Source organism: Microcella sp. (assembly GCF_030645145.1).
Taxonomy (GTDB): Bacteria; Actinomycetota; Actinomycetes; order Actinomycetales; family Microbacteriaceae; genus Microcella.
Map to the genome: position 1 here is coordinate 1 of NZ_JAUSMI010000017.1, position 11,827 is coordinate 11,827.

12 protein-coding genes and 1 pseudogene are annotated in these 11,827 nt (G+C 72.6%); 8 read left to right on the forward strand and 5 right to left on the reverse strand.

Annotated features, from left to right (window positions below):
- From Q7T15_RS01125 to Q7T15_RS01135, 3 genes are all read left to right on the forward strand, one after another.
- Positions 1–277 (forward strand): hypothetical protein (locus Q7T15_RS01125; RefSeq protein WP_304692426.1); only part of this gene is annotated, 277 nt, incomplete at its 5' end.
- 5 nt (positions 278–282) lie between these two features.
- Entirely contained in the window at positions 283–546 is a 264-nt protein-coding gene (locus Q7T15_RS01130) for a ribbon-helix-helix domain-containing protein (protein ID WP_055898797.1), read from the forward strand.
- Positions 543–782, forward strand: coding sequence for a hypothetical protein (locus Q7T15_RS01135; protein ID WP_055898800.1), 240 nt, complete (start codon positions 543–545; stop codon positions 780–782). Before Q7T15_RS01130 ends, Q7T15_RS01135 begins: the two co-directional genes overlap by 4 nt.
- Positions 783–816: 34 nt before the next feature.
- On the opposite strand, the gene Q7T15_RS01140 is transcribed toward Q7T15_RS01135, so the two are convergent.
- Both Q7T15_RS01140 and Q7T15_RS01145 read right to left on the reverse strand, forming a co-directional pair.
- A complete protein-coding gene (locus tag Q7T15_RS01140; protein WP_304692433.1) occupies positions 817–1,728 on the reverse strand; it encodes a M48 family metalloprotease in 912 nt (303 codons plus the stop codon).
- A 63-nt stretch (positions 1,729–1,791) separates the two neighbouring features.
- On the reverse strand, positions 1,792–2,388 hold the full coding sequence (locus tag Q7T15_RS01145) for a hypothetical protein (protein WP_304692435.1): 597 nt from the start codon (positions 2,386–2,388) through the stop codon (positions 1,792–1,794).
- 568 nt (positions 2,389–2,956) lie between these two features.
- Here Q7T15_RS01145 and Q7T15_RS01150 point away from each other — a divergent pair.
- The 4 genes from Q7T15_RS01150 to Q7T15_RS01165 all read left to right on the forward strand — a co-directional run bounded on the left by Q7T15_RS01150 (position 2,957) and on the right by Q7T15_RS01165 (position 7,610).
- Entirely contained in the window at positions 2,957–3,205 is a 249-nt protein-coding gene (locus tag Q7T15_RS01150; protein ID WP_304692437.1) for a hypothetical protein, read from the forward strand.
- Entirely contained in the window at positions 3,202–3,543 is a 342-nt protein-coding gene (locus Q7T15_RS01155) for a type II toxin-antitoxin system PemK/MazF family toxin (RefSeq protein WP_304692439.1), read from the forward strand. Before Q7T15_RS01150 ends, Q7T15_RS01155 begins: the two co-directional genes overlap by 4 nt.
- A 65-nt stretch (positions 3,544–3,608) precedes the next feature.
- On the forward strand, positions 3,609–7,253 hold the full coding sequence (locus Q7T15_RS01160; protein ID WP_304692441.1) for a bifunctional RecB family nuclease/DEAD/DEAH box helicase: 3,645 nt from the start codon (positions 3,609–3,611) through the stop codon (positions 7,251–7,253).
- 90 nt (positions 7,254–7,343) lie between these two features.
- The gene (locus Q7T15_RS01165; protein ID WP_304692443.1) at positions 7,344–7,610 is read left to right on the forward strand and encodes a hypothetical protein; all 267 of its coding nucleotides are present in this window, start codon (positions 7,344–7,346) and stop codon (positions 7,608–7,610) included.
- Here Q7T15_RS01165 and Q7T15_RS01170 read toward each other — a convergent pair.
- Together Q7T15_RS01170 and Q7T15_RS01175 are read right to left on the reverse strand one after the other, a co-directional pair.
- Positions 7,607–8,134, reverse strand: a complete 528-nt coding sequence (locus Q7T15_RS01170) for an SRPBCC family protein (RefSeq protein WP_370689068.1) — start codon at positions 8,132–8,134, stop codon at positions 7,607–7,609. The genes Q7T15_RS01165 and Q7T15_RS01170 overlap by 4 nt on opposite strands.
- Before the next feature lie 20 nt (positions 8,135–8,154).
- A complete protein-coding gene (locus Q7T15_RS01175; protein ID WP_304692447.1) occupies positions 8,155–9,666 on the reverse strand; it encodes an NAD(P)/FAD-dependent oxidoreductase in 1,512 nt (503 codons plus the stop codon).
- Between the two features lie 78 nt (positions 9,667–9,744).
- On the opposite strand from Q7T15_RS01175, the gene Q7T15_RS01180 reads away from it, so the two are divergent.
- Positions 9,745–10,413, forward strand: a complete 669-nt coding sequence (locus tag Q7T15_RS01180; protein ID WP_304692448.1) for a triacylglycerol lipase — start codon at positions 9,745–9,747, stop codon at positions 10,411–10,413.
- 63 nt (positions 10,414–10,476) lie between these two features.
- On the opposite strand, the pseudogene Q7T15_RS01185 reads toward Q7T15_RS01180, so the two are convergent.
- A pseudogene (locus Q7T15_RS01185) lies at positions 10,477–11,827 on the reverse strand (hypothetical protein); the annotation flags it as partial.

Here is an 11,827-nt window from a genome sequence, read left to right on the forward strand (position 1 = left end):
CACCGGCCGGGCGAGCATCCCGCCGCGTTCTTCGATCTTGGTGAGGGCGCGCACGAGCGCGTCGGGGGAACCTCGTCAGCTCCACCCCGCTTGCGTCGGCCAGGAACTCGCGGCGACGCGACACCGCCGACGTGATGAGCGGGCCGATGAGGAAGCCGACGATGCCGGCCGCGGCTCCGAGGAGGAGCAGGAGCAGACCGATCGCGCCGCGGGTCACGGCGAGGACGCAGTACCTGTGCAGGGGCTCGACACCGCGTCGATTATCGTTATACAATAATGCGCATGTCCAAGAACGAGACGATCAACGGGCAGCCGGTCACCGAGGAGCAGATCGCCGCGTGGGCCGCTGAGGCCGAAGCGGGCTACGACGTCGCCGCGCTGAAGAAGCGGGGACGCGGGCGCCCCGGCCGTGGAGCGGAGCCCTCCCAGGTGGTCGCTCTGCGCCTGACGCTCGACGAGATCGCTGAGCTCGATGCTCGTGCCGCGCGTGAGGGCAAGACTCGCTCCGAGGTCATCCGCGAGGCGCTGACGCACCCGGCCGCGTGAGGGTTCACAACTCGGCGCTCAAGCACGGCGTTCTCGAGGCCGACGCCATCTCTGCGGCAACCTGGGCTCTGTGGGTCGAAGACCTCGACGATGAGAGCCCATCCCGCCAGTTGCGACTGGGGTTCGACACCCAAGGTCGCCTGCTCGAGACCGTTGTGCTCGTATTCGACAGCGGCAACGAGTTAGTCATCCATGCGATGAAGGCGCGGCCGCAGATGCTCGACCTTCTGCCGTGACCGGGGCGGAGCCGAGCCAGAGACCGGTGTCCGCCTAGAACTCGCGCGCCATCGCCTCGAGCCGCTCCACACGCTCTGACGTCGGCGGGTGCGACCTGAGCAGGCGGTCGAACCAGCTGGGGCCTGTCGGGTCGACGATGAAGAGCTCGGCCACCTCCGGCACGGGGCGGGCGAGCATCCCGCCGCGTTCTTCGATCTTGGTGAGGGCGCGCACGAGTCCGTCGGGGAACCTCGTGAGCTCCACCCCGCTCGCGTCGGCCAGGAACTCGCGGCGACGAGACACCGCCGACGTGATGAGCGGGCCGATGAGGAAGCCGACGATGCCGGCGGCGGCTCCGAGGAGGAGCAGGAGCAGGCCGATCGCGCCGTTGATGAGGCCGAGCCCGAACTTGAACTCGGGGATCACCGACCGGATCATCGCCCACCCCAGCATCAGCAGCCCCGCCGCGAGCGACACGATCGACCCGACGAGGGCGAAGGCGGTGAGGGTGACGCGGCCATCCTGGTTGACGATGTGCGAGACCTCGTGGGCGACGACCGCCTCCAGCTCGGAGTCGTCGAGCAGCTCGAGCGCTCCGCGGGTCACGGCGAGCACGGCATCGCCCGGCCTGAGCGAGGCGGCGAACGCGTTGGGGGCATCCTCATCGATGACGCCGATGCGGGGCATCCGGATGCCGGCGCGGATCGCCGTCGTCTCGACGATGCGGTGCAGGCGCCGCTCCTCCTCGAGCGAGACGAAGCGCACCCCGGCGGTGTCGGCCGCCGACTTGGTCGCGTGGCTCAGCGCCTGCCACACGTAGAGCGGGCACGCGATCACCAGCAGCACGAGCGGCCACAGCTCGGCGAACACCCACGACGCGAAGAGGCCGAGCGCGATCACGGCGAGGCAGAACAGGGCGATGAGCAGGATGCTCCACCGCTTGTTGCGGGCGATCTGCCGGTACATGGGGTGACTGTACTGCCGCGCGGGGCGGAGTGGCACGCGGTGCCGAAGTGAGTTGCGGCGCCGTCAGCCCAGCGTGATCTGGCCGGTGGCGGAGTCGAATGTCGCGCGTGTGCCGTACTGCGTGCCCGTGAGCTGCATCACATAACCCGCGTCGTTGGGCAGGACCATGTACCAACCGTCGATGCCTGTCGGCTTTGCCATCATGATCGCGCCCTCCGGCGTCGCGTGGGTGAAGCCCGTCGGGCTCACCTGGATGCTTTCGGGCGGAGCGCCAGGGTGATGCGTCGCGATGAGGTACTGGACCGTTCCGAGCTCCTGAAGGAGATGGCGCTGCTCGTCGGCCGCGCTGGCGAAGGTCACGGAGAGCAGAGGCTCGACAGTCGGGGCGGTGAGTTCCACCGGCGCGGCCGGTGCAGCAGGGAGAGCGGGGGAGAAGGCGGCCGGGGGCGGCGCGGGGATGCTCCACGACCGGGACTGGGCCAGCTCGGTCGCCACGGCGAGGTGCGGCAGGGGAGTGCTCATGAGCCCTGAGATGAGCGCGATCACGAGCGAGCCGGTGGCGATGGTCGAGAGCATCACCGCGGCGGTCGAGGGCGCGACGAATCTCGTCCGGCCCAGCCGGTAGAGCTTCCGGGCCTGGAACGCGCCGACGGTGACCACCAGCCCCAGCGCGATGCTGCCGACGAGCCCGAGCGGTCCGCGCTGCGGAACGAACGCGATGAACAGGATGAGGAAGGACGCGAGAAGAGCTACCCACGGTGCGCGTCGGTCGGAGGCGGATGAGAACGGTCGAGCACCGGACCGATTCGGCTCGGCCCATTGCCAACGGGCTGCCGGTGGCGGGCAGGTGGGAGGGGGCGGCGACGAGAAGCCGGTGGTAGGGCTCCAGTCGCGGGGGCCGGGCTCGCGTCTCAAGGGTTCGGGACTCACCGGGCTCCTTCGTAGTGATCGACCCTCAATACTTTCGAAGTCGACGAGTGCTCGATACCCCGCGAATGAGGGAGGGCCAACTGCGGTAGCGGCGGTCGCGCGCCCGGGATCGGCTCCTCCTCAGGAGGGTCGGCGCGGCACAAGCGCGCAGCATCCGCATGATGTGCCACGTCCCGGTCGGCGTCGGCCACCCTCATTGCATGACCGACGTACATCCGAGCTGCCGAGTAAGCACTCCAACTGGCGTCGCGCGGAGGCCGGCCACCGCGTGAGAGTTATACCGGGTTATACTTTCGGCATGAAGACGGCGATCTCCCTGCCCGACGAGCTCTTCACCCGAGCCGAACGGGCGGCGGCGAGCCGAGGGATCAGCCGCTCGCAGCTCTACGCATCAGCCGTCGCCCGCTATCTCGACGAGCTCGGCGAGGAGCAGGAGACTCGCGAGATCGACGTAGCCCTCGCCTTGGCTGATTACCGCGCCGATCCCGCGCTCTCCGACTCCGGTCTCGGCCGTCTCTCCGCGCTCACGGAAGACGACGACTGGTGATCCGTAGAGGTGACCTCTGCTGGGTCGACCTCGGACCCGTCGTCGACCATGCACCGGCCAAGCGGCGCCCAGTGCTGGTCGTGCAGGCCGACGCGTACACGCGATCACAGCTGCAGACGGCCGTCGTCGCGGTCGTCTCCGGCAACACGGCGCTCGCGGGCGTGCCGGGGGCGGTCTTCGCTCCATCAGCCGTCACCGGGCTGCCGAAAGATTCGGTCGTCCTGCCCATGCAGCTCGTCACGCTCGATCTCGCCCACCTCGGTGAGCCGGTGGGCCGACTCTCAGCGCCTTTGCTCGCTGATGTCGACGCGGGGCTTCGCCGCGCACTCGACCTCTGATCCGGTTCTCCCCGACGCGCACGCGCCGACCCGACGATGTCGGTGGTCGCCGTTAGCGTGAGCCCATGTTCCTCCTCCCCAGGCCCGATGGCGGGCGGATGCTCGTCACCTCGGCGAGCGACCTGACGAGCGCCGCGGGCTGCGAGTTCGGCTTCGGCCGCACGGTCGACGCACTGCTCGGCCGCATCGCGAAGGTCGAGGAGGCCACAGACGCGATGATGCAGCGCACGATCGAGATGGGCCACGCCCACGAGGCGCGGCTCGTCGACCGCTACCGGCAATCGGGCACGCTCGTCGACATCCCGCGCGCCGACGCGATGAGCGCGGAGGCCTACCTCGAGCGCCAGACCGAGACCGTCGCCGCCCTCCGCGCGCGCACCGACATGGTCACGCAGGGCACCTTCTTCGACCCCGAGCACGGCCCCGAGCTCGACGACCGAACCGGGCTCGCGTTCATCGGTTTCGCCGACTTCCTCGAGCACCGCGGCGACGGCGTCTACCGCGTGCTCGACAGCAAGCTCGCCCGCAAGGCGAAGGTCACCGCCCTGCTGCAGCTCGCCGCCTACGCCGACCAGCTGCAGCGACTCGGAGTGCCCGTCGACGACGAGACCGGGCTGATCCTCGGAACCGGCGCCACGAGCATCCACCGCCTCGTCGACATCGCCCCCGTGCACCGCCGCCAGCGCGCCCGCATGCACGCCCTGCTGCGCGAGCGCGTCGGCGCCGACGCGGTGCTGCCGTGGCGCGACAACGGCGTCGCCCACTGCGGCAAGTGCGCGTGGTGCGAAGCGGCCATCGTCGAGCACGACGACGTCTGGCAGGTCGCCGGCCTGCGCGGCCAGCAGTGGAGCCGCCTCGGCGCCGCCGGCATCACGACGGTGCGCGAGCTGGCCGACTCCACCGGCCCCATCGACGGGATGCCCGCCCGCACGCTCGAGGGGCTCCGACTCCAGGCGCGCCTGCAGGCCGCCGCTGCCGCGCAGGGCGCAGGCGCCCCGCCCCCCGTCGAGCTCGTGGACGCGGCCGCCCTCGCCGCACTGCCCCCGCCGAGCGCCGGCGACCTCTACTTCGACTTCGAAGGCGACCCGCTCTACACCGAGGGCGACCCCGCGCGCTGGGGCATCGACTACCTCTTCGGCATGGTCGACGCGAACGACGTCTTCACCCCCTACTGGGCGCACACCTTCGCCGACGAGCGGGATGCCCTCATCGCCTTCCTCGACGACGTGCAGCAGCGACGCGCCGAGCACCCCGACCTGCACATCTACCACTACGCCGCCTACGAGCGCACCCACCTGCGCCAGCTCGCCGCCCGGCACGGGGTCGGCGAGCAGATCGTCGACGAGCTCCTCCGCGATGGCGTGCTCGTCGACCTCTACACGGTCGTCAAGCGCGCGTTCCGCATCGGGTCGGCGAGCTACTCGATCAAGAAGCTCGAACCGCTCTACTGGCCGGAGTCGCGAGAAGGTGCCGCAGTCGCCGCGGGAGGCGACTCGGTCGCCGAGTACGTGCGCGCCCGCGAGCTGCGCGAGAACGGTCAGGAGGCTGAGGCGCAGGCGATCATCGACGACATCGCCGAGTACAACCGCGTCGACTGCGTCAGCACGCGCAAGCTCGCCGATTGGCTTCGCGCCTACCCGCGCGGAGGTGGGGGAGAGGGCGACGGCCCCGGTGGGGATGGCGAGGGGCCCGAGAGTGACGACCCGGGCGATGGCGGCGACGGCTCGACGCTCGACGACGCGCCGCCCGAGCGTGAGATCGAGGCCTCGCCGCTCCACGACGACCTCATCGCCCTCGCCGCCCGACCCGACGGCACGCACGGCGTCGAGCCCGACCGCACCCCGGAAGAGCGGCTCTACCACTACGCAGCCGCCGCGATCGACTACCACCGGCGCGAGCACAAGACCTTCTGGTGGGAGCACTTCGACCGCCTCGCCAGCTCCCTCGACGAGTGGGCCGACACGCGCGACGTCTTCCTGGTCGACCCGGACGGCGCCCACACCCAGACCGACTGGGGCAAGACGGGCAAGCAGCGCTCACTCCGCCGGCACGTGCGGCTCGTCGGCGAGTGGGCACCCGGGTCGCGCGTGAGCGTCAGCACGCGCACGGGCCCGTTCGCCGTGTACGAGCATCCCGCCCCGCTACCGCTCAACCGGCGCGACCCGCGATCGCGCCCGGCCCGCGGCATCGCCCTCACCGGCGCCGACGACGACAGCGTCGTCATCACCGAGACGCTCGCTACCGACCCCGCCACCGGCCAGCCCGTCGACCCCTACGCCGACGTCCCCATCGCCCTCATCCCCGGTCCGCCGCCCGACCCTGGCAAGCAGAAGCCCGCCATCGAGGAATGGGGCGCCGCACTCGTCACCGCAGCGCCCGCCCTGCCGCGCGACGCCGTCGTCGACCTCCTGCTGCGCCGCCCGCCCGTCACCGCGAGCGGCGGGCCGCTCGCAGCCGTCGAGGACGACGCTGACGGCGAGCCCGACCGCATCAGCGCCGTCGTCGCGAGCCTGCTCGACCTCGACGACTCGTACCTCGCCGTGCAGGGCCCGCCCGGCACCGGCAAGACCTACCTCGGCTCGCGCGTCGTCGCCCGCCTCGCCGCCGACCACGGCTGGCGCATCGGCGTCGTCGCGCAAGGCCACGCCACCGTCGAGCACATGCTCGACACCGTCGTCGCAGCCGGGCTCCCGCCCGCCCAGGTCGCGAAAGCCGCGCGCGCGGGCGACGACCACGCCGAGAGCACCGCGCTGCGTCGCTACACCGTGCTCCCCAACGGCACCAAGTCGCTCGGCGCCTACGCCGCCGGCCAGACCAGCGGCTACGTCATCGGCGGAACCGCCTGGGATTTCAGTGACCCTGGCCGCGTCGGCCGCCGCGAGCTCGACCTCCTCGTCGTCGACGAAGCCGGCCAGTACTCCCTCGCCGCCACCATCGCCGCATCCATGAGTGCGCGTCGCCTGCTCCTCCTCGGCGACCCGCAGCAGCTGCCCCAGGTCAGCCAGGGCACCCACCCCGAACCCATCGACGGCAGCGCGCTCGGCTACCTCAGCGACGGCCACGACGTCCTCCCGCCCGAGCTCGGCTACTTCCTCGCCGAGACCCGCCGCGTGCACCCCGCCCTCGCCGCCGTCGTCAGCGACCTCTCCTACGAAGGCCGCCTCCACGCGCACCCCGCCGCCTCCCGCCGCTACCTCGACGGAGTCCCGCCCGGCCTCCACCCCGTCCCCGTCGAACACAGTGGCAACGACACCGAATCGACAGAGGAAGCCGCCGCCGTCGTCGACCTCATCGACCGACTCATCGGCACCGCCTGGAGCCCCGACGACCACGAAACCCCCGCCGGCCGCAGCCGCCCGCTCGAAGCCCGCGACGTCATCGTCGTCACCCCCTACAACGCGCAAGTCCACACCCTGCGCCTCGCCCTCGACGGCGCCGGGCATCACGAGACGCGCGTCGGCACCGTCGACAAGTTCCAGGGCCAGGAAGCCGCGATCGCGATCGTCAGCCTCGCCGCCTCCAACCCCGGCGACGCGCCGCGCGGCATGGAGTTCCTCCTCAACCGCAACCGGCTCAACGTCGCCATCTCGCGCGCCCAGTGGGCCGCCTACCTCGTCCACTCGCCCGCCCTCGCCGACCACCTGCCGCACACCCCCGCCGGCGTCGCCGAACTCAGCGCCTTCCTCCGCGTGCTCGACGCAGGGCGCTGACGAAAGCGGCGAGCGCTCACCGCGACCGACCGAACCGCGCAGCCCGCGCGCCTCCGCGCCCGCACCCCGACCGCGACGGAGAATCACCCCATGTACAGCCCCGACTTCGGACTCATGACCGGCCTGCTCCTGCCGGTCATCCTCGCCGCAGTCGGCACCGCCATCACGCTCCTGCTGCTCTACGGCATCATCCGCGTCGGAGTCTCCCGCGGCATGCGCGACTACCACCGCTGGGCCCAGAACCAGCCGCCCCGCGGCGGCGCCACCGGCTACTACGGCCCCATCACCCCGCAGCGACCCGACCCACCAGGATCAGTCCCGCAGCCGCCCGTCGGCTCAGCGGGCTCCGCCGGCTAGCCAGTCGACGGCGACCCCGACGCCGACGCGTCGACCGCCTCGCCGTCCTCGCCATCGACCTGCTCCGGCAGGGCCTCCTCGCCCTGACCCGTGATGAGCGCCTCGTGGTTGCCCTCACGCCCCTCCGCGATGTGGGCGAGCCGGCTCAGCGTCTCGCGATTGCGCACCGCGAGCAGAGCATCCGCCACCGGAGTCGGCACCAGCCGCCCCGGGCCGCGCACCGCGAACTCGACCAGCCGCACCACGCAACCCGAGCCGCGCGGCTTCACATCGATCTCGACCCGCGCCTCGCCGAGCGGCCACCCAGCCGGCTGCATCACCGCGCGCCGCGGGGGATCCCACTCGACCATCTCCGTGCGGTCGTCGATCACGAGCGGCCACAGCCCGAACGAGTGATGCAGCTTCGACCCCACCTCGGGCCAGTCGCCGTCGACGTCGCGCATCCGCGACGCCCCGACCACCCACGTCGGGAACACCCACGCATCCGCCAGCACCGCGAACACCGCCTCCGGCGTGCAATCCATCTCGCGCACGGTCACCGACATCACGCACCTCCCGCCGAGGGCGCGCCCGCGCCCGGATCGCCCGTACCCAGATACGGGTGCATCTTGTAGCCGAACTCGTGCTTGAGCGCCGACCGCGCCGCGTAGTACCCCGCGAGACCGTGCACGCCCGGCCCCGGCGGCGTCGCAGACGAGCACAGGTAGACGCCCTTCGCGGGCGTGCGCCACGGGTCGGTCGACAGCACCGGCCGAGCGACGAGCTGCGCGAACGTGGGCTCACCGACCGCGATGTCGCCGCCCAGGTAGTTCGCGTTCTGCTGCTGCATCTGCGCCGCGGTCCGGCTCGAGGATGCCCGGATCAGCTCCCGGAAGCCCGGTGCGAAGCGCTCGATCTGGGCGATGATCGCCTCCTCGCGATCGACCGTCGATCCGTGCGGCACGTGCGTGTACGCCCACAGGGTGTGCTGGCCCTCCGGCGCTCGGCTCGGGTCGATGACGCTCGGCTGGGCGACGAGCACGTACGGACTCTCGGGGTGCCCGCCCGAGGCGACCTCCTCCTCGCCCGCCGCGATCTCCTCGCGCGAGCCGCCGACGTGCAGCGTCGGCGTCGTCCGCAGCTCCTCGTTCGTCCACGGCACAGGACCGCTGAGCGCGAAGTCGACCTTCGCGACGCCGTTGCCGTACTCGTAGCCCTCGAGCCGCTCGCGGTACCGCTTCGGCAGAGTCTCGCCGACGATGCGCGAGAGCGCGCGCGGGCTCGTGTCGAACAGCACCGCGCGGGCGGCGGGCAGCTCGCGGATGTCGCCGACCTCCGCACCCGTGACGATCGAGCCGCCGTGCGCGCGCAGATCGTCGGCGAGGGCATCCGTGATCGCCTGCGACCCGCCCGCCGGGATCGGCCAGCCGCGCGCGTGCGCCGTCGTGCCGAGCGCGAGGGCGGCGCCGGCGGTCGAGAGGCTCGGCATCGGCTGGATCGAGTGCGCCGCGAGCCCCGACAGCATCGCGGGGCCCACCTCCTCCGAGAAGCGCAGGTTCCACGACGGAAGCCCCTGCTCGAGCGCGCGCAACCCGAACCGCAGCGTCGTGAGCGGGTGGCGCGGCAGCTGCAGCAGCGGCGAGCCGGTCAGCTGCGCGATGTGGTGCGCGTTCTCCACGAGCGGGCCGAACAGCTGCCGCCACGCCGGGCCGTCGGCGCCGAGCGCCTCGGCCGTGCGCTCGAGGTCGCGGTACGCGAGCCCCGCGGCTCCGCCGTCGAGAGGATGCCCGTACGAGATCTCCGGGACGAGCATCCGGATGCGCTTGGCGAGCTCGAATCGCCGGAAGAAGCCCGACGACAGCGCGAGCGGATGCACCGCCGAACCGAGGTCGTGCGTGAAGCCCGGGATGGTCAGCGCGCCGCTGCGGGCGCCGCCGCCGATCGTCGACGCGCGCTCGAGCACCATGACCTCGAGGCCGGCGCGGGCGAGGGTCACCGCCGCGGCGAGGCCGTTCGGGCCCGAGCCGACGACGATCGCGTCGGGAGTGCCGGTGCCGGTCTCGCGGGAGTCATCCATGCATCGACCCTAGGGCGGGGCGGGCCGTGCGGCGCAAGCCCCTGCACGGCTGTCGGAGGTTGGGGCCAGAATGACGGGATGCTCGAGCGAACCGGGGGAGTGATCCGCGACTACGGCTTCGTCGCGCGCAGCCGCTGGCGGTCGATCCGCATCGGCTCGACGCCGCCGGATCCGGGCACGGGTCGTGCTGCGCCAGTGCTGCTGATCCCGGGCGTGTTCGAGACCTGGCACTACCTCGAGGCGATCGGCGACCGGCTCACCGCCGAGGGGCATCCGGTGCACTTCCTCGAGCGGCTCGGGCTCAATCGGCATCCGATCGAGGAGACCGCGGCTCTCGTGCGCGAGCACCTCGAGGAGCTCGATCTGCGCGACGTCGTCATCGTCGGGCACTCCAAGGGCGGGCTCATCGGCAAGCAGCTCATGACCGTGGAGGATCGCGACGAGCGGATCTCGCGGCTCATCGCGATCAACACGCCCTTCCCGGGTGCACCGCTCGCCCGCTACACCGTCTCGGCGTGGCGCGAGTTCGCGCCCGACCGGCCGGTGATCCGCTCGCTCGCGCAAGCGACCGAGGTCAACGGGCGCATCGTGTCGATCTTCAGCGCGTTCGACCAATACATCCCGGGCTCGAGCCGGCTCGACGGGGCGACGAACGTCAAGCTGCCGCTCGTCGGGCACTTCCGCGTGCTGGAGGACCCCCTCGTGCTCGACGAGGTCGCGCGCTGGGCGGCCGAGCCGCGGCACTGAGCAGTGCGGGTCGAGCCCCGCGGGGTTGAGCCGTGCGGGCGGTCTGCGCCTGCGAGCGGCGTCCTACTCGGCGGGAGCGGCGGCGAGCTGCGTCGTCCACTCCACCGAGGCGGGGCCCGTGACGGTGACGGTCGAGAGCCCGACGACGCCGAGGTCGTCGCGCGCCTCGCACGTGAAGCTCTGGCCGACGCCGAAGAGCACCCCGTCGGGGCACGAGATCGTCGCGGCCACGCCCTGCGCCGCGAGATCCTGCGCGATGAGCCCCTCGACCATCCGCAGCTGGTCGCCCGTGGCGACCGACGGGAGCAGCACCACGGCCGCGGCGGTCGCGGCGCCGACGACGACCGAGAGGGCGAGGTTCACCCACGCCGGAGCCTGACCGCCCGGCGCGCGGCGCAGCATGATCGCGCGCACCGCGAGGTAGACGAGCGGGCCGAGCAGCGCGAGCACGACCGGCGGCCGCTTCGCGTGACCGGCGGTCGCGAGGGCGCGGGAGTCGGCGGCCGCGAGCAGGAGGACGATGAGCGCGCCGATGACGCCGACGGCGAGCGGCGCGAACAGCGCGACGGCGGCCGGCAGGAGCCCGAGCGCGGCGGCGATCGCTCCGCTGACGGGCGCGAGCACCGGCGCGAGAGCGGGAACCGCGAGCGCGAGCTGGTCGGCGAGCACGAGCACGGTGACGACGAGGCCGACGAGGGGCGAGAGCGCGAGCATCCACGCCGCACCCGACGAGGCGCGCGCCGTCCGCTGCGGAGGCGTCGCGACCGAGCCGGGCCAGGCGCGGCCCATGGGTCCGAAGTCGGCGGAGCCGGGCTCGCCCGAGGCGGGCTGGGCGAACGAGCGGCCGCGCGCGGGAGCCGCGGTCTCGGCGGACTGTGCGAACGGCGGGGCGACGCGAGCGGAGCCCGCGGTCACGGGAGCGGCCGCGGTCCCGGGCTCGGGCGGCGGAGCCATCGCGAGCAGCGCGTCGAAGCCGGTCGCTACGGCGGTCGCGGCCGCCGAGACGGGAGCGGGAGAGGCGGGTGCGGGATGCTCGGGCGCGGTCGCGCGCGCTGCCTGCGGCGCGACCCGCTGCGGCCCGGTGAGCCCGGCGAGAGGGGAGGGAACGGGGACGACCGGCGCGGCCGATCCGGCTGCCGACGGCGCGAGCGACTCGAGCTCGGCGGGAACGGCGGGCGCCGACGGTGCGGAGACGGAGAGCTCGACCTGCAGCACCGTCGCTGACATGGGGTAATCGACCGGCACGGCATGGGGCGCCGCGTCGGCGGGGTCGCCGGCGAGAGAGGTCTGCGCGGTCGAGGTCCCGAACGCGCTCGACGGCGTCGTGACGACGACGGGAGGCTGCGCGGCGACGGCCGCGGCGATCAGCGGAGCGACGGCGGGTGCGGGTGCGGCGGCCGCGGTCGCGGCGCGT